Origin of the sequence: Scandinavium sp. (genome assembly GCF_032012665.1) — a bacterium.
Taxonomy (GTDB): Bacteria; Pseudomonadota; Gammaproteobacteria; order Enterobacterales; family Enterobacteriaceae; genus Scandinavium.
In genome coordinates this window covers 10,555-26,099 of record NZ_DALZVG010000038.1, presented here as the reverse complement: position 1 = coordinate 26,099, position 15,545 = coordinate 10,555, and the positions used below count along the sequence as shown (strand labels likewise).

The 15,545-nt window shown below is 51.9% G+C and carries 23 protein-coding genes; 6 read left to right on the top strand and 17 right to left on the bottom strand.

From position 1 onward, the window contains the following. The first annotated feature begins 221 nt into the window (after positions 1-221). Complete coding sequence (locus tag RTU33_RS20720) at positions 222-776, top strand: gamma carbonic anhydrase family protein (RefSeq protein WP_312629892.1); 555 nt, start codon at positions 222-224, stop codon at positions 774-776. Here the strand turns inward: RTU33_RS20720 and RTU33_RS20715 are convergent. Genes RTU33_RS20715 through dprA form a run of 6 tightly spaced genes read right to left on the bottom strand, consistent with a single transcriptional unit; the run spans position 752 to position 4,545 of the window. Beyond that, positions 752-1,009 carry a DUF1488 domain-containing protein gene (locus RTU33_RS20715; RefSeq protein ID WP_312629890.1) on the bottom strand — a complete coding sequence of 86 codons (258 nt, stop codon included), beginning with the start codon at positions 1,007-1,009 and terminating at the stop codon, positions 752-754. The genes RTU33_RS20720 and RTU33_RS20715 overlap by 25 nt on opposite strands. Continuing rightward, positions 1,006-1,824, bottom strand: coding sequence for a shikimate dehydrogenase (aroE, locus tag RTU33_RS20710; protein ID WP_312629889.1), 819 nt, complete (start codon positions 1,822-1,824; stop codon positions 1,006-1,008). The genes RTU33_RS20715 and aroE overlap by 4 nt, the downstream gene beginning before the upstream one ends. 4 nt (positions 1,825-1,828) lie before the next feature. After that, positions 1,829-2,401 carry an L-threonylcarbamoyladenylate synthase type 1 TsaC gene (gene tsaC, locus RTU33_RS20705; RefSeq protein WP_312629888.1) on the bottom strand — a complete coding sequence of 191 codons (573 nt, stop codon included), beginning with the start codon at positions 2,399-2,401 and terminating at the stop codon, positions 1,829-1,831. A gap of 4 nt (positions 2,402-2,405) precedes the next feature. Beyond that, positions 2,406-2,948, bottom strand: a complete 543-nt coding sequence (locus RTU33_RS20700; RefSeq protein WP_312629887.1) for a topoisomerase DNA-binding C4 zinc finger domain-containing protein — start codon at positions 2,946-2,948, stop codon at positions 2,406-2,408. A 27-nt stretch (positions 2,949-2,975) separates the two neighbouring features. Continuing rightward, complete coding sequence (smg, locus tag RTU33_RS20695; RefSeq protein ID WP_312629886.1) at positions 2,976-3,449, bottom strand: DUF494 family protein Smg; 474 nt, start codon at positions 3,447-3,449, stop codon at positions 2,976-2,978. Further along, the gene (gene dprA / locus RTU33_RS20690) at positions 3,421-4,545 is read right to left on the bottom strand and encodes a DNA-protecting protein DprA (protein WP_312629885.1); all 1,125 of its coding nucleotides are present in this window, start codon (positions 4,543-4,545) and stop codon (positions 3,421-3,423) included. Before dprA ends, smg begins: the two co-directional genes overlap by 29 nt. A gap of 129 nt (positions 4,546-4,674) precedes the next feature. Here dprA and def point away from each other — a divergent pair, with 129 nt between their 5' ends. From def to mscL, 5 genes are all read left to right on the top strand, one after another. Next, positions 4,675-5,184: a peptide deformylase gene (gene def / locus RTU33_RS20685; protein ID WP_312629884.1), complete on the top strand. Its 510-nt coding sequence runs from the start codon at positions 4,675-4,677 to the stop codon at positions 5,182-5,184. A gap of 14 nt (positions 5,185-5,198) precedes the next feature. Next, entirely contained in the window at positions 5,199-6,146 is a 948-nt protein-coding gene (fmt, locus tag RTU33_RS20680) for a methionyl-tRNA formyltransferase (RefSeq protein WP_312629883.1), read from the top strand. 51 nt (positions 6,147-6,197) lie between these two features. Beyond that, the gene (rsmB, locus tag RTU33_RS20675; protein WP_312629881.1) at positions 6,198-7,487 is read left to right on the top strand and encodes a 16S rRNA (cytosine(967)-C(5))-methyltransferase RsmB; all 1,290 of its coding nucleotides are present in this window, start codon (positions 6,198-6,200) and stop codon (positions 7,485-7,487) included. 21 nt (positions 7,488-7,508) lie between these two features. Then, positions 7,509-8,885 (top strand): Trk system potassium transporter TrkA, encoded by a 1,377-nt coding sequence (gene trkA, locus RTU33_RS20670; RefSeq protein ID WP_312629880.1) that lies wholly within the window; start codon positions 7,509-7,511, stop codon positions 8,883-8,885. Positions 8,886-9,030: 145 nt separating this feature from the next. After that, the gene (gene mscL / locus RTU33_RS20665) at positions 9,031-9,441 is read left to right on the top strand and encodes a large-conductance mechanosensitive channel protein MscL (RefSeq protein ID WP_312629878.1); all 411 of its coding nucleotides are present in this window, start codon (positions 9,031-9,033) and stop codon (positions 9,439-9,441) included. Here the strand turns inward: mscL and RTU33_RS20660 are convergent, their stop codons facing one another. The 11 genes from RTU33_RS20660 to rplO form a co-directional block, all read right to left on the bottom strand. After that, entirely contained in the window at positions 9,442-9,657 is a 216-nt protein-coding gene (locus tag RTU33_RS20660) for an alternative ribosome-rescue factor A (protein WP_312629877.1), read from the bottom strand. It lies immediately after the preceding gene. A 57-nt stretch (positions 9,658-9,714) separates the two neighbouring features. Next, the gene (gene zntR / locus RTU33_RS20655; RefSeq protein ID WP_312629875.1) at positions 9,715-10,140 is read right to left on the bottom strand and encodes a Zn(2+)-responsive transcriptional regulator; all 426 of its coding nucleotides are present in this window, start codon (positions 10,138-10,140) and stop codon (positions 9,715-9,717) included. Next, positions 10,140-10,511 (bottom strand): DUF1992 domain-containing protein, encoded by a 372-nt coding sequence (locus tag RTU33_RS20650; protein WP_312629873.1) that lies wholly within the window; start codon positions 10,509-10,511, stop codon positions 10,140-10,142. The genes zntR and RTU33_RS20650 overlap by 1 nt, the downstream gene beginning before the upstream one ends. A 105-nt stretch (positions 10,512-10,616) precedes the next feature. Beyond that, positions 10,617-11,003, bottom strand: a complete 387-nt coding sequence (gene rplQ / locus RTU33_RS20645; RefSeq protein ID WP_097165008.1) for a 50S ribosomal protein L17 — start codon at positions 11,001-11,003, stop codon at positions 10,617-10,619. 40 nt (positions 11,004-11,043) lie between these two features. Next, positions 11,044-12,033 (bottom strand): DNA-directed RNA polymerase subunit alpha, encoded by a 990-nt coding sequence (locus RTU33_RS20640; RefSeq protein WP_002209013.1) that lies wholly within the window; start codon positions 12,031-12,033, stop codon positions 11,044-11,046. A gap of 25 nt (positions 12,034-12,058) precedes the next feature. Then, positions 12,059-12,679, bottom strand: a complete 621-nt coding sequence (gene rpsD / locus RTU33_RS20635) for a 30S ribosomal protein S4 (RefSeq protein WP_097165007.1) — start codon at positions 12,677-12,679, stop codon at positions 12,059-12,061. Positions 12,680-12,712: 33 nt separating this feature from the next. Further along, the gene (gene rpsK / locus RTU33_RS20630; RefSeq protein WP_043081126.1) at positions 12,713-13,102 is read right to left on the bottom strand and encodes a 30S ribosomal protein S11; all 390 of its coding nucleotides are present in this window, start codon (positions 13,100-13,102) and stop codon (positions 12,713-12,715) included. A 16-nt stretch (positions 13,103-13,118) separates the two neighbouring features. Then, positions 13,119-13,475, bottom strand: a complete 357-nt coding sequence (gene rpsM, locus RTU33_RS20625; protein ID WP_097165006.1) for a 30S ribosomal protein S13 — start codon at positions 13,473-13,475, stop codon at positions 13,119-13,121. Between the two features lie 147 nt (positions 13,476-13,622). After that, positions 13,623-13,739, bottom strand: coding sequence for a 50S ribosomal protein L36 (rpmJ, locus tag RTU33_RS20620; RefSeq protein ID WP_000868187.1), 117 nt, complete (start codon positions 13,737-13,739; stop codon positions 13,623-13,625). Between the two features lie 30 nt (positions 13,740-13,769). After that, complete coding sequence (gene secY / locus RTU33_RS20615) at positions 13,770-15,101, bottom strand: preprotein translocase subunit SecY (protein WP_097165005.1); 1,332 nt, start codon at positions 15,099-15,101, stop codon at positions 13,770-13,772. 7 nt (positions 15,102-15,108) lie between these two features. Continuing rightward, a complete protein-coding gene (gene rplO, locus RTU33_RS20610; protein WP_097165004.1) occupies positions 15,109-15,543 on the bottom strand; it encodes a 50S ribosomal protein L15 in 435 nt (144 codons plus the stop codon). Between the last annotated feature and the right edge of the window lie 2 nt (positions 15,544-15,545).

Sequence of the window (15,545 nt, the reverse complement as noted above, 5' to 3'; positions counted from 1 at the left end):
CTGTTTGTGTGAAGTGATTCACATCCGCCGTGTCGATGGAGGCGCATTATAGGGATCCCATTTTTTTGCACAACCCTTTTTTTCGATCTTTCTTCTGATAGCTGTTTTTTCATTCTTTTTGTTGAGATCCCATACGATCTGCTGTTTTTTTGAGGTGTGAATCCCCTCTGAAAGGCCGATAATGAGCCACATTACCTGCAATTCGTCCTATAGAGGTTTTCATGTCTGCAAACATTCGTTCCTATAAAAACCTGACACCCACGATCGGTCAGCGCGTTATGGTCGATTCCACCAGCGTGATTATCGGCGATGTCCGCCTTGCGGATGATGTCGGCATATGGCCACTGGTCGCGATCCGCGGTGACGTAAACTATGTTGCTATCGGCGCCCGCACGAATATCCAGGACGGCAGCGTGCTACACGTTACCCACAAGTCTTCTTATAACCCGGAAGGTAACCCGCTAATTGTGGGTGAAGACGTTACGGTAGGACACAAAGTCATGCTGCACGGCTGCACCATTGGAGATCGGGTACTTGTTGGTATGGGATCGATATTGCTCGATGGAGTAGTTGTCGAAAATGACGTGATGATCGGCGCTGGTAGTCTGGCGCCTCAAAATAAGCGCCTGGAGAGTGGCTACCTTTATCTTGGTAGCCCAGTGAAGCAGATTCGTCCGTTGAAAGAGGCGGAGCTTGAGGGTCTCAGGTATTCAGCGAATAACTATGTAAAGTGGAAAGATGAGTATCTCGCTCAGGAGAGCCAGATCCAGCCCTGATCGTCTTCTTTTTGGTTGCAGATCGCCTGCTCAGCTTCATCTTCTAAATCCCAGCGATGCAGACGAAAGCTCTCGACCCAAAACTCTGGCGCATCCCCACCAAAGCGATGCGCCAGTGCTTCTGCCGACAATGCACAGGTGACCTGAAACCCATTAACCAGCGCCGGGAAGCAGAGAGACTGATTTGCGTCGTCCCATTCTTCACGATCGGGAAACAGGATCGCCTGATTCACAAAGACAGTTCCTTTTTCAGTGCCTCAATGACAGGGGCAATTTCTGGCATAACGCCGTGCCATAAAAGCACCGCATGCGCGGCCTGAGCCACCAGCATCCCCAGCCCATCCTCGCAGTGTTTTGCACCATGCTGTTCGCACCACTTCAAAAAAGGCGTACTTCCTTTCTGATAGAACATGTCGTAGCAACGCACGTTCATATTGATGATGGCATTCGGGATCGCCGGAACGTTTCCACCGATGCCGCTGGACGTTGCATTGATGATCAAATCGAACGTTTCGCTCTGCAGTGAATCCATTGCCAGAGCACGAATGCTGCCGGTGTGGGCGAAGATCGCGGCCAGCTCCTGTGCGCGGGCAAAGGTACGGTTAGTCACAGTAACAGCACAGTCCAAGGATAAAAGCGGCAGCAATACTCCACGCGCCGCGCCGCCAGCACCTATCAGCAAAATACGATAGCCCGGTTTGATCAGATCCAGTCGTTCCAGATCGCTAAGCAACCCTATTCCATCGGTGTTATCACCCAGCAGCCGCCCATCTTCCAGCCGCTTCAGCGTATTCACCGCCCCGGCGAGCGCAGCCCGCTCGGTGAGTTCATCCGCTCTGGCGAAAGCTTCCTCTTTAAAAGGCACGGTGACGTTGCAGCCTTTGCCTCCTTCAGCAAAAAACCTGTTCAGCGTTTCAGTAAACGCCTCCAACGGCGCAAGCACTCGTCCGTAAGGATGTTCGATGTTCAACTGCCGGGCAAATTGCTGATGAATAAAAGGCGATTTGCTGTGGGCAATGGGGTTGCCGAATACGGCGTACTGTTCCATATGATTATCCCTGGCGGAAAAGTTCGCCCGTCAGGGCATCCCGGATTTCGGAAGGGTTAAGGCGACCGCCGGTTTCGCCTTTAACAACCGGGAAGGATTCGCCGAACTGAGCAACGACTTCTTCGACGTTGCGGCATGGCTCCTGCCCGCTCAGGTTCGCACTTGTTGAAACAAGTGGTTTACCGTAAGCCTGGCACAGCTCAACCACCAGCGGATGATCAGTGACGCGAACAGCCAGAGTGTCGAATCGGCCGGTCAACCAGCGGGGCGTTGACGCTCTTGCCGGAAAGACAAAAGTGACAGGCCCAGGCCAGCGCGAAAAGACCGTTTCTCGTTGGCTGTCTGTTAATACTGAATCATCTATATAAGGTTTGAGCTGCTCAAAACTCGCCGCAATAAGGATAAGTCCTTTTTCTACTGGCCTCTGCTTAAGCTCCAGCAAACGCATAACAGCAGTTTCACTGTCCGGATCGCAGCCGACACCGAAAACAGCTTCAGTGGGATAAGCGATGACTTCTTTATTATTGAGCGCTTCGAGAGCTTTCAAAACGCTTAGTTCATGCAGGTGACTGTTCACTGATTTATTCCGCCGATATCGGCTTTCCACATTGTTTACTGGCGCAATAGAGCTTAACGCCTTGTGCCGTTTTCTTTTCGATAAGTAGCGGATAGTGGCACTCAGGGCACTCTCCCACCACCGGTTTGAAATTCAGAGCGAACTGGCAATCGGGATAACGATCGCAGGAATGAAAGGTTTTGCCATAGCGTGAGCGACGCTGAACAAGATGACCTTGATGGCATTGCGGGCAGGCGATAGACGTCTCATCAGGTTTATCAATAAGCTCGGTGTGTTCGCAGACGGGATACTGGCTACACCCTATGAACATGCCAAAACGCCCCTGACGAAGCACCATTTCCGCACCACAAACCGGGCAAAGCTGGCCTTCCAGAACTTTCACGATATGTCCGTCCGCCTGGCTTTTCAGGGGACGAACATAATCGCATTCCGGGTAATGGGAACAACCGAGAAACGGCCCGTGCTTACCGGACCGGATAATGAGCTCGGCCCCGCACTGTGGGCAGGGCTCGTTTTTAGGCACCGAAAACAGTGCAGATTTAGCCATAACAACTCTTTTCGCTGCGCAAGGGAATCAGTGCAGCATACCTTCATTTACTTCGAAGAGTAATTCTTCCATCTGCTGATAGGCATTTTCACAGCCCGGAATATTAAACAGCACCATCAGGATGACCCATTTCAGATCCTCCAGCTCAAACTCTGTGGCATCCAGCGCCATGACGCGTTCGATGACCATTTCACGCGTTTCGAGGTTTAGCACCTGAATCTGCTCCAGGAATAACAAGAATCCCCGGCAACTGGCATCCAGCCGTTGGCACTCATCTGCAGTATAAATGCGGACAGAGAGTGGATCCGAAGCCAGCTGCATCGGCTCTGCGAGCCCTTCCTGATAATCAGCCAGCTTTTCCAACCACAGCAGTGCGTTGTAGATATCTTCCCGATCGAAACCGGCATCGGTTAAATCCCGCGTCAGTTTATCCTGGTCCACCCGCATCTCTGCTTCGTTATGGATGTAAGTCTCAAATAAATACATCAGTACGTCGAACATGGCATGCCCTCCTTAATCGGACATAGCCGCCGGGTACAGCTGCGATCCATCCTGCTAACTCCAGTTCCAGTAGCTGTGCTACGGTTACTGGCACAGGTTGGCCGGCACGTTCAGCGACAACGTCAACAGGTGTTACCTCATCTCCTACGTTAGCCAGGAGCTCCGGAAATGGCAATGCTGCAAACTCCGTATCCGGGGAATAATTTGATTTTTCAGGCTCATCTGGCAGCGGATAGCGCCCGAATTGCAAATTTTCCATGATGTCCTCTATCGTCGTCACAGGAACAGCTCCCTGTTTAATCAGCCAGTGCGGGCCTTCCGATCCGGGGTTGCCCAGCGGACCTGGAATGGCAAAGACTTCACGACCTTGCTCCAGCGCGGTACGGGCAGTCACCAGAGAACCACTTTTCGGTGCCGCCTCCACCACTAAAACACCGTAGCTGAGGCCACTGATGATTCGATTTCGGCGAGGGAAATTGGCAGGAAAGGGGAGCTGGTTCAGCGGGAATTCGCTAACCAACGCGCCGCCATTTTCAAGAATACGCTGAGCCAGGGCGGCATGCCGACGCGGATAGGTATGAAAGAGGCCGTTTCCGAGCACAGCAATGGTTTTTCCATGAACATCCAGCGCGGCCCTGTGTGCTATTCCATCAATGCCGAGCGCCATACCGCTGGTCACCGTCAGGCCTTTTCGGGCAATAGCCTCACTAAGGATGCGCCCCCAGCGCTCCCCATACCAGGAATGGTGACGGCTGCCGACAATGGCGATTTGTGGAGACAAGAGTAACTGCGGATCCCCCGCGACAAACAAAGCCCCAGGGTAATCGACGGTCGCTTTTAGAGTGGAAGGATAACCGGCATGATCCGCCGTCAGTAAGTGGTGCCCGGGATGTGTTAGCCAGGCAAGCATCTCATTCAGCACCCGCCCGGAAAACGAGAAAAAGTGTTTTACCTGGGCCGTAGAAAACCCCTGATTGCGCAAAAAACCTGCGTCTACTGAACCAGCTGAAATGAGTCTTTTTGCCAGCTCGCACATCGTATTGCCGTATAACCCATTGACCGCCATCAGGCGGATCCAGATCTCCGTGGGCGCCATCCTTTTCCCCTTGCCACAAGCTGTCTCGTCAATCTTTGCGATTGGTCAGTGATGCTGTCAATCAGAGGGGGTTTTGTCTAGAATAGAGGTAATAATCTTTCCAACTCCTGAACACAACTCTGGATAATTATGTCAGTTTTGCAAGTGTTACATATTCCGGACGAGCGCCTTCGCAAAGTCGCTGAGCCGGTTAAAGAAGTGAATGCCGACATTCAGCGTATCGTCGATGATATGTTCGAAACCATGTACGACGAAGAAGGCATTGGCCTGGCCGCAACGCAGGTCGATATCCATCAGCGCATCATCGTGATTGATGTTTCCGAAGATCGTGCCGACCAGCTGGTATTGATTAACCCCGAGCTGCTGGAAAAGAGCGGTGAAACCGGCATCGAAGAAGGCTGCCTGTCTATTCCTGAGCAGCGTGCTCTGGTTCCACGTGCCGAGCGAGTTAAAATTCGCGCGCTGGACCGCAATGGCAAGCCGTTCGAACTCGAAGCCGATGGCCTGCTGGCAATCTGCATTCAGCACGAGATGGACCATCTGGTAGGCAAACTGTTCATCGACTATCTCTCTCCGCTGAAACAGCAGCGTATTCGCCAGAAAGTTGAAAAACTGGATCGCCTGAACGCTCGCGCTTAAGGATAAGAATTAACGTGTCAGAATCACTTCGCATTATTTTTGCCGGTACTCCTGACTTTGCTGCGCGTCATCTTGACGCGCTGTTGTCGTCTGGGCACCAGATCGTGGGCGTATTTACCCAACCAGACCGTCCCGCCGGCCGCGGTAAAAAGCTGATGCCGAGCCCCGTCAAAGTGCTGGCAGAAGAAAAAGGTCTGCCGGTTTTCCAGCCCGCCTCGCTTCGCCCGCAGGAAAACCAGCAGCTCGTTGCCGAGCTCAACGCCGACGTTATGGTAGTGGTAGCGTATGGTCTGATCTTACCGAAAGCCGTTCTTGATATGCCACGTCTCGGCTGCATTAACGTTCATGGTTCACTGCTGCCACGCTGGCGTGGTGCTGCGCCAATCCAGCGTTCCCTCTGGGCGGGTGATGCACAAACGGGCGTCACGATCATGCAGATGGACGTTGGGCTTGATACCGGTGATATGCTCTATAAGCTCGCCTGCCCAATCACGGCAGAAGACACCAGCGGCTCGCTGTACGACAAGCTGGCTGAGCTCGGTCCACAAGGGTTGATCGAAACCCTGAAGCAGTTGGCGGAAGGCACAGCTAAACCTGAAGTTCAGGACGAAGCGCTGGTCACACACGCCGAAAAGCTCAGCAAAGAAGAGGCTCGCGTTGACTGGTCACTTTCGGCTGAACAGCTTGAACGTAATATCCGGGCCTTTAATCCATGGCCAATGAGCTGGCTGGAGATTGATGGTCAACCGGTTAAAGTATGGCAAGCCACAGTTATTCACGCAGACACTGCGGCAGAGCCAGGCACGATCGTCGATGCCAACAAGCAAGGCATCCAGGTTGCAACCGCGCGTGGGATCCTGAATCTGCAGTCGCTTCAGCCTGCGGGAAAAAAGGCCATGAGCGTACAGGATCTTCTGAATTCACGTCGGGAGTGGTTTATTCCCGGCAACCGTCTTGCCTGACGGTTTCTTACTTTCAGCCCGGTTATACCGGGCCTTTTCATTTTTATGCTTATGAAAAAAAATACAAATTTACGTAGCCTTGCCGCTCAGGCTATCGAACAGGTCGTTGAGAAAGGCCAGTCGCTGAGCAATGTTTTGCCGCACCTGCAAAACAAAGTTGCCGATAAAGATCGTGCCCTGCTGCAGGAACTGAGTTTTGGCGTGCTGCGTACTCTGCCGCAGCTGGAGTGGCTCATCAAAAAATTGATGGAACGCCCCATGACGGGCAAACAGCGTACCGTCCACTTTCTACTGATGGTTGGCCTTTATCAGCTTCTGTATACCCGCATTCCAGCCCACGCGGCGCTGGCGGAAACGGTTGAAGGTGCAGTAGCCATCAAGCGCCCGCAGCTGAAAGGGCTGATCAACGGTGTACTGCGCCAGTTTCAGCGTAATCAGGAAGCCCTGTTAGCCGAATTTGCCGGGACGGAAATGCGCTTCCTGCACCCTTCCTGGCTGGTGAAACGTATTCAAAAAGCTTATCCGCAGCAGTGGCAAGCCATCCTTGAGGCCAACAACCAGCGCCCACCTATGTGGCTGCGCGTTAACCGCAACCATCACTCACGTGATGCATGGCTCGCATTGCTGGAAGCATCCGGAATGAAAGGCTTTACGCATCAGGACTACCCTGACGCTGTGCGCCTGGAAACGCCGACGTCGGTAATGGCACTGCCCGGCTTTGCCGAGGGCTGGGTCACCGTGCAGGACGCTTCTGCCCAGGGCTGCATGAACTATCTGACGCCTAAAAATGGCGAAGAGATCCTCGATTTGTGCGCGGCACCGGGCGGGAAAACGACCCATATTCTTGAAGTCGCCCCCAAAGTGAGCGTACTGGCCGTCGACGTTGATGAGCAGCGCCTGACTCGCGTCTATGAAAACCTGAAACGCCTCGGCATGAACGCACAGGTGAAGCAAGGCGATGGCCGTTATCCTTCACAGTGGTGCGGTGAGCAGCAATTCGATCGCATTCTGCTGGATGCTCCTTGCTCTGCTACGGGCGTGATTCGCCGCCATCCGGATATCAAATGGCTGCGCCGCGATCGCGATATCGCTGACCTGGCTCAGCTTCAGGCAGAAATCCTTGATGCCACCTGGCTGCATCTCAAACCTGGCGGTACGCTGGTGTACGCCACCTGCTCCATTCTGCCGGAAGAAAACAGCGAACAGATTGCAGCGTTCCTGAAACGTACACCAGATGCGACCCTCTGCGAGACGGGCACTGCAGAACACCCCGGCCAGCAAAACCTGCCGGCTGCGGATGAAGGCGACGGATTCTTTTACGCTAAGCTAATCAAACAGTGATGAATTAACGGATCGCGACTGATGAAAATTATCATTCTGGGTGCCGGACAAGTCGGCGGCACGCTGGCAGAGAACCTGGTCGGTGAGAATAACGACATTACCGTGGTAGACACCAACGGCGATCGCCTGCGCAGCCTGCAGGACAAATTCGATTTACGCGTTGTTCAGGGCCACGGCTCTCATCCCCGCGTACTGAGGGAAGCCGGGGCTGATGATGCGGATATGCTCGTCGCCGTCACCAGCTCTGATGAAACCAATATGGTTGCCTGCCAGGTTGCCTATTCTCTTTTCAATACGCCGAACCGTATCGCTCGTATTCGTTCTCCCGACTACGTCCGCGATGCAGATAAGTTGTTCCATTCTGAAGCGGTGCCAATCGATCATCTGATCGCACCTGAACAGCTTGTTATCGACAATATTTACCGCCTGATTGAGTATCCGGGTGCCCTGCAGGTGGTGAACTTTGCCGAAGGGAAAGTAAGCCTGGCCGTGGTGAAAGCCTATTATGGTGGCCCACTGGTCGGTAATGCGCTGTCCACTATGCGAGAGCACATGCCGCATATCGATACTCGCGTAGCGGCGATTTTCCGCCACGACCGGCCTATCCGTCCTCAGGGATCGACCATTGTTGAGGCAGGCGACGAAGTCTTCTTCATTGCCGCTTCGCAGCATATTCGCGCCGTAATGAGTGAACTTCAGCGCCTGGAAAAGCCCTATAAGCGAATCATGCTTGTCGGCGGCGGAAACATCGGCGCTGGTCTGGCACGTCGTCTGGAAAAAGATTACAGCGTGAAGCTGATCGAACGGGATCAGCAACGCGCGGCTGAGCTTGCGGAAAAGCTGCAAAATACGATCGTCTTCTTTGGCGACGCATCAGATCAGGAGCTGCTGGCGGAAGAGCATATCGATCAGGTTGATCTGTTTATCGCCGTCACCAACGACGATGAAGCGAATATTATGTCGGCCATGTTAGCCAAGCGTATGGGTGCCAAAAAAGTGATGGTGCTTATCCAGCGCCGCGCCTATGTTGATCTGGTGCAGGGCAGCGTGATTGATATTGCGATTTCCCCACAGCAGGCCACTATCTCCGCATTGTTAAGCCATGTCCGCAAGGCAGATATCGTTGGTGTTTCATCTCTCCGCCGAGGCGTTGCCGAAGCGATTGAAGCCGTCGCCCATGGAGATGAAAGTACCTCCAGGGTGGTTGGCCGCGTGATTGATGATATTAAACTCCCGCCGGGCACAATTATTGGTGCAGTCGTTCGCGGTAATGAAGTCCTCATCGCCAATGACAATTTGCGGATTGAGCAGGGTGACCACGTAATTATGTTCCTGACGGATAAAAAGTTTATTACCGACGTCGAGCGCCTGTTCCAGCCTAGCCCATTCTTCCTGTAACCGAAAAAGACGCTCAAATGAGCGTCTTTTTTATTAACCCTTTATTATTCAAGGTCTATTTATTCAAAATAGCCGTCGCGCTGTAATGGAAATTGACCAGACATTTGTTAAACTTATAAACGTCAGCTGGTTCAAGGAGAATAAAATGAGCATTATTAAAGAGTTTCGCGAATTCGCGATGCGCGGAAACGTGGTTGATTTGGCAGTGGGTGTCATTATTGGTGCGGCATTCGGTAAAATCGTATCGTCATTAGTTGCCGATATTATTATGCCTCCGCTGGGATTATTGATTGGCGGGATCGATTTCAAACAGTTTGCGGTTACGCTGCGTGATGCGCAGGGCGACGTTCCTGCGGTAGTGATGCACTACGGCGTGTTCATCCAGAATATTTTTGATTTCGTGATTGTGGCATTCGCCATCTTTATGGCGATTAAGCTTATTAACAAGCTCAATCGTAAGAAAGAAGAGCCGGCTGCGGATCCAGTGCCGACGAAAGAAGAAGTCTTACTGACTGAAATTCGCGATCTGCTGAAAGAGCAAAACAGCCGCTCTTAATCAGGACACTGAAAGCAGAAAGCCAGTGGTAAAAAAGTGATTCACTTTCTTGCCACTGGCCTCCCAGTTACCTCTGTTGCCATGTTTGCCCTTACGCTGAAAACTGCCTTTCCCTTTCTTACTTTTCTCAACGCGCTGACGAAACAGTGGGTCACGTAATAACGCTTCTACCGCGTTATCCTTTATTTGCCCCTTCGTATGCTGATAGCGGCTCATATTTTCTCCGGATTGTGTAATAAGACGGCGGGAGTGTAATCCTGCAACAGTCGAAAATCAATGCCCTGCTTGCTCTGCCTCAGCTCCCTGCTCAAGCGCTTCGAGAATAGAACAGTAAACACTGCTGTGGGCACTGCCGCAGCATGCATCATTCAGGCGCTGCAGAGAACGGCGCATCGTTTCCAGCTGCGCAATCCTTGCTTCGACTTCATTCAGCCGGGACTGGACGATGCTTTTCGACTCCTGACAGGTATGATGTTCGGGATCAATACGAATCGACAGCAGTTCACGGATCGCTTCGAGCGTAAAGCCAAGCTGCGTGCCGTGGCGTATAAACCGCAAGCGCTGCAGATCGCTTTCTGTATAAAGCCGGAATCCACCTTCAGTGCGAACAGAATGATCCATCATCTGCTGTTTTTCATAATAGCGGATGGTATCGGGCGTCACGCCTGCGAGTTTCGCTAATTCACCAATACGATACATCAGCATTCCTCCCGTAATTTACTGCATAACTTATCGGCATAATCACCACGCAAAAAATCTGTACTCAGCCCGGCCTGCTGTAGTTTCAATTCGAGCAGCGTAAGGCGGCGCTGGATTTCAGGCACTCCAGGGTCATCCTCACGAATACCTTTTAGCAATCCTATGAGCTCGACGGCCTCTTTATGCTGTGCGAGTTCCGGAGGAAGGCAACCAGCGTTCTTCAACAGACGATAACCTGCACGCAGTTCAGGGGGAACATGACTGTCATCATCAAGAAATAAAGGTTCACCCCGGCCCGGCAGGAGATCAAACTCACCCCGGGACTGTGCCTCCTGAATATGACGCTCGGCCCACTGATCGAGTAACCACATCGTAAATATCCTGATGAACAAAAAGAGTACAATGATTGTAGCGAAATGGGGATCTTACAGGCATAAAAAAACCCGCCGAGGCGGGTTTTTTCATACTACTGCAAATTACTCTGCAGCTGCTTCTGCTTTCGCTTCTGAACGATCAACCAGCTCGATGTAAGCCATCGGCGCGTTGTCGCCTGCACGGAAACCACACTTCATGATGCGAGTGTAACCACCGGCACGGCTCGCGAAACGCGGGCCCAGTTCGTTAAACAGTTTTGCCACGATCTCGTTATCACGAGTACGGGCGAATGCCAGACGACGATTAGCAACGCTATCAGTCTTGGCAAGAGTAATCAGCGGCTCAACTACGCGACGCAGCTCTTTCGCTTTAGGCAGGGTCGTCTTGATGATCTCATGACGAACCAGTGAACCTGCCATGTTGCGGAACATAGCCTGGCGATGGCTGCTGTTGCGGTTCAGTTGACGACCACTCTTACGATGGCGCATGACCTTATCCTTCTCAGTAAAACCTTAACCTGTGATCCGGTTACTCGTCAGCAATGCTTGCCGGTGGCCAGTTTTCCAGGCGCATGCCCAGAGACAGACCACGAGAGGCCAGCACGTCTTTAATCTCAGTAAGAGATTTTTTACCCAGGTTTGGCGTTTTCAGCAACTCAACCTCGGTACGCTGTACCAGATCACCGATATAGTGGATAGCTTCTGCCTTGAGGCAGTTAGCAGAGCGGACAGTCAATTCCAGATCGTCAACAGGGCGCAGCAGGATCGGATCGAATTCTGGTTTCTCTTCTTTCACTTCCGGCTGACGTACATCACGTAAGTCAACGAAAGCTTCCAGTTGTTCTGCCAGGATGGTTGCCGCACGACGAATCGCCTCTTCAGGATCGATTGTGCCATTGGTTTCCATTTCGATGACCAGCTTGTCCAGGTCGGTACGCTGCTCTACGCGCGCTGCTTCAACATTGTAGGCGATACGCTCTACAGGGCTGTAGCATGCGTCGACCAGCAGACGGCCGATTGGGCGCTCATCTTCTTCCGAATGAATTCGGGCAGAAGCCGGCACATAACCGCGACCGCGCTGAACTTTGATACGCATATTGATAGATGCGTTCTCATCAGTCAGGTGGCAGATAACATGCTGCGGCTTGACGATTTCGACATCACCGTCGTGGGTGATGTCGGCTGCGGTCACAGGGCCAATGCCAGATTTATTCAGAGTAAGAATAACTTCATCTTTACCCTGAACTCTCACCGCCAGCCCTTTCAGGTTGAGCAGGATTTCAAGGATATCTTCCTGAACGCCTTCTTTGGTGCTGTACTCATGAAGTACACCATCAATCTCAACCTCGGTCACCGCGCAACCCGGCATCGATGAGAGCAGAATACGGCGCAGTGCGTTACCCAAAGTATGGCCGAAGCCACGCTCTAAAGGCTCAAGGGTCACCTTGGCGTGCGTCGAACTCACTTGCTCGATATCGACCAGGCGCGGTTTTAGAAACTCTGTCACAGAACCCTGCATTGTGTCCTCTCTTTGGTACTAAGCTTTACTTGGAGTAAAGCTCGACGATCAGGTGTTCGTTAATGTCCGCAGACAGATCAGAACGCTCAGGCTGACGCTTGAACGTACCTTCCATCTTGCCAGCATCAACTTCCAGCCAGGTTGGCTTTTCACGCTGCTCAGCCAGCTCAAGAGCGGCTTTCACGCGAGATTGCTTTTTCGCTTTCTCACGAACACTGACAACGTCATTCGCTTTAACCTGATAAGAAGCGATGTTAACAACACGACCGTTTACCATGATAGCTTTGTGGCTAACCAGCTGACGTGATTCAGCACGAGTAGCGCCGAAGCCCATACGGTATACAACGTTGTCCAGACGACCTTCCAGCAGAGCCAACAGGTTTTCACCGGTGTTGCCTTTCAGACGTGCTGCTTCTTTGTAGTAGTTACGGAACTGACGCTCCAGCACACCGTAGATACGGCGAACTTTTTGCTTTTCACGCAACTGCACACCATAGTCAGACAGACGCGGTTTACGCGCACCGTGCTGGCCAGGAGCTTGTTCAATTTTACACTTGGTATCGATCGCGCGAACGCCAGACTTAAGGAATAAGTCGGTGCCCTCACGACGGCTCAGCTTGAGCTTAGGACCCAAATATCTTGCCATTTTCTTTCTCCAACTAACCTGGAAAACGCAGCGTTATACGCGACGTTTTTTCGGCGGACGACAACCGTTATGAGGGATCGGAGTCACATCAGTAATGTTAGTGATGCGGAAACCAGCGGCGTTCAGAGCACGAATAGTAGATTCGCGACCCGGACCCGGACCTTTGACCATAACTTCCAGATTCTTGATACCGTAATCTTTTACGGCTTCAGCGCAACGCTCTGCCGCAACCTGAGCTGCGAACGGAGTGGATTTGCGAGAACCACGGAAACCGGAACCACCGGCTGTTGCCCAACCCAGTGCGTTACCCTGACGATCAGAGATGGTAACGATGGTGTTGTTGAAAGAAGCATGGATATGAGCCACGCCGTCAGAGACTTGTTTTCTTACACGCTTACGTGCACGAACTGGTGCCTTTGCCATTATTCAATCACCCCGATTATTTCTTGATCGGTTTGCGCGGACCCTTACGGGTACGTGCGTTGGTCTTAGTACGCTGACCGCGCACTGGCAGACCACGACGATGACGCAAACCGCGATAGCAACCAAGATCCATCAGGCGCTTGATGCTCATGCTGATTTCACGGCGCAGATCACCTTCAACGACAAATTTGGCAACTTCGTCACGCAGCGTGTCGATTTGTTCTTCAGACAGCTCACTGATCTTAACATCTTCAGCAATACCTGCCGCAGCCAGAATGGCTTTGGAACGGGTTTTGCCGACGCCGAAGATCGAAGTTAATGCGATCACGGCATGTTTCTGATCAGGAATGTTAATGCCTGCTATACGGGCCACTATGCACTCCTACTATTTAATATGTACATACCATGCTGAAAAGCCCGTTTTCAGGATACTCAAATGGATATGTACAGACATACAAAAAGATTGGCTGGCTAATCTAGCCAGCTCAACCCAACTTTGCAAGAAAAATATGCGAATTAATCAGCCTTGGCGCTGTTTATGCTTCGGCTCGGCACTGCAAATCACACGGATGACACCATCACGCTTAACGATTTTGCAGTTACGGCATAATTTCTTGACGGAAGCACGAACTTTCATTTTTACTCTCCGTAACTTCTCGGGCGACCATTAACGGCCATAGCCTTTCAGGTTCGCCTTCTTCAATGCAGACTCGTACTGACTCGACATCATCAGAGTTTGCACTTGAGCCATAAAGTCCATAATCACGACAACAACGATGAGCAGCGATGTTCCACCAAAGTAGAACGGCACTTTCATTGCATCACGCATGAACTCCGGGATCAGGCAGATAAAAGTGATGTACAACGCACCGACCAAAGTCAGACGAGTCATTACTTTATCGATATACTTCGCCGTTTGTTCTCCCGGACGAATTCCTGGTACGAATGCACCGGACTTCTTCAGGTTATCTGCTGTTTCACGCGGGTTGAAAACCAACGCCGTGTAGAAGAAACAGAAGAAGATGATTGCAGACGCATAGAGTAACACATAAAGCGGTTGCCCAGGCTGCAAATACAGCGAAATTGTTGTCAGCCAGTTCCAACCAGTACCGCCCCCGAACCATGACGCGATGGTCGCCGGGAACAGAATAATACTGGAAGCGAAGATTGCCGGGATTACCCCCGCCATATTCACTTTCAGCGGTAAATGTGTGCTCTGTGCAGCATAGACACGACGACCTTGCTGGCGTTTCGCGTAGTTTACCACAATGCGGCGTTGACCACGTTCAACAAACACAACAAAGAAGGTCACTGCAAATACTAATACTGCAACCAACAGCAACAGGAGGAAGTGCAGGTCGCCTTGACGCGCTTGCTCAATAGTATGGGCGATGGCTGGCGGGAGACCCGCAACGATACCGGCGAAGATAATGATCGAGATACCGTTACCGATACCACGTTCAGTAATCTGTTCGCCGAGCCACATCAGGAACATCGTTCCTGTGACCAGACTAACAACAGCGGTGAAATAGAATGCAAAGCCTGGGTTAATCACCAGGCCCTGCATACCAGGCATATTCGGCAAACCAGTAGCAATACCGGTTGCCTGGAATATTGCCAGCACCAGAGTGCCGTAGCGGGTGTACTGGCTAATCTTACGACGGCCAGATTCCCCTTCCTTCTTAATCTCTGCCAGCGTCGGGTGAACCACCGTCAGCAGCTGGATAATAATCGATGCCGAAATGTACGGCATGATACCCAAGGCAAAGATAGAAGCACGGCTGAGAGCACCACCAGAGAACATGTTAAACATCTCAATGATGGTGCCTCGCTGTTGCTCAAGCAGTTTGGCAAGTACAGCGGCATCAATACCAGGGATTGGAATAAAAGAGCCAATACGGAACACGATAAGCGCACCGATAACAAACAGCAGTCTGCGTTTCAGCTCGCCTAAGCCACCTTTGGCACTTTGAAAATCTAATCCCGGTTGTTTAGCCATCTGCTACTTATTCCTCGATTTTACCGCCAGCAGCTTCGATAGCAGCACGAGCGCCTTTAGTCACGCGCAGGCCGTTAACAGTTACCGGACGAGTTACTTCACCAGCCAGAATCACTTTCGCGAATTCAATCTGGATGCCGATAATGTTAGCCGCTTTCAGCGTGTTCAGGTCAACTACGTCGCCTTCTACTTTAGCCAGATCGGACAGACGAACTTCGGCTGTGATCATTGCTTTGCGTGAAGTGAAACCGAACTTCGGCAGACGACGGTACAGAGGCATCTGACCACCCTCGAAACCGCGACGTACGCCACCGCCAGAACGAGAGTTCTGACCTTTGTGACCACGACCACCGGTTTTACCGAGGCCAGAACCGATACCACGACCCAGGCGTTTACCCGCCTTTTTAGAGCCTTCGGCCGGAGACAGAGTATTTAAACGCATCT

What these genes read in the sequence shown, in the direction of transcription:
- RTU33_RS20720 (WP_312629892.1), top strand. Translation starts at nt 222, where the DNA reads ATGTCTGCAAACATTCGTTCCTATAAAAACCTGACACCCACGATCGGT.
- aroE (WP_312629889.1), bottom strand. Translation starts at nt 1,824, where the DNA reads ATGGAACAGTACGCCGTATTCGGCAACCCCATTGCCCACAGCAAATCG.
- RTU33_RS20700 (WP_312629887.1), bottom strand. Translation starts at nt 2,948, where the DNA reads ATGGCTAAATCTGCACTGTTTTCGGTGCCTAAAAACGAGCCCTGCCCA.
- smg (WP_312629886.1), bottom strand. Translation starts at nt 3,449, where the DNA reads ATGTTCGACGTACTGATGTATTTATTTGAGACTTACATCCATAACGAA.
- dprA (WP_312629885.1), bottom strand. Translation starts at nt 4,545, where the DNA reads ATGGCGCCCACGGAGATCTGGATCCGCCTGATGGCGGTCAATGGGTTA.
- def (WP_312629884.1), top strand. Translation starts at nt 4,675, where the DNA reads ATGTCAGTTTTGCAAGTGTTACATATTCCGGACGAGCGCCTTCGCAAA.
- rsmB (WP_312629881.1), top strand. Translation starts at nt 6,198, where the DNA reads ATGAAAAAAAATACAAATTTACGTAGCCTTGCCGCTCAGGCTATCGAA.
- trkA (WP_312629880.1), top strand. Translation starts at nt 7,509, where the DNA reads ATGAAAATTATCATTCTGGGTGCCGGACAAGTCGGCGGCACGCTGGCA.
- mscL (WP_312629878.1), top strand. Translation starts at nt 9,031, where the DNA reads ATGAGCATTATTAAAGAGTTTCGCGAATTCGCGATGCGCGGAAACGTG.
- RTU33_RS20660 (WP_312629877.1), bottom strand. Translation starts at nt 9,657, where the DNA reads ATGAGCCGCTATCAGCATACGAAGGGGCAAATAAAGGATAACGCGGTA.
- zntR (WP_312629875.1), bottom strand. Translation starts at nt 10,140, where the DNA reads ATGTATCGTATTGGTGAATTAGCGAAACTCGCAGGCGTGACGCCCGAT.
- RTU33_RS20650 (WP_312629873.1), bottom strand. Translation starts at nt 10,511, where the DNA reads ATGTGGTTACTCGATCAGTGGGCCGAGCGTCATATTCAGGAGGCACAG.
- rplQ (WP_097165008.1), bottom strand. Translation starts at nt 11,003, where the DNA reads ATGCGCCATCGTAAGAGTGGTCGTCAACTGAACCGCAACAGCAGCCAT.
- RTU33_RS20640 (WP_002209013.1), bottom strand. Translation starts at nt 12,033, where the DNA reads ATGCAGGGTTCTGTGACAGAGTTTCTAAAACCGCGCCTGGTCGATATC.
- rpsD (WP_097165007.1), bottom strand. Translation starts at nt 12,679, where the DNA reads ATGGCAAGATATTTGGGTCCTAAGCTCAAGCTGAGCCGTCGTGAGGGC.
- rpsK (WP_043081126.1), bottom strand. Translation starts at nt 13,102, where the DNA reads ATGGCAAAGGCACCAGTTCGTGCACGTAAGCGTGTAAGAAAACAAGTC.
- rpmJ (WP_000868187.1), bottom strand. Translation starts at nt 13,739, where the DNA reads ATGAAAGTTCGTGCTTCCGTCAAGAAATTATGCCGTAACTGCAAAATC.
- secY (WP_097165005.1), bottom strand. Translation starts at nt 15,101, where the DNA reads ATGGCTAAACAACCGGGATTAGATTTTCAAAGTGCCAAAGGTGGCTTA.
- rplO (WP_097165004.1), bottom strand. Translation starts at nt 15,543, where the DNA reads ATGCGTTTAAATACTCTGTCTCCGGCCGAAGGCTCTAAAAAGGCGGGT.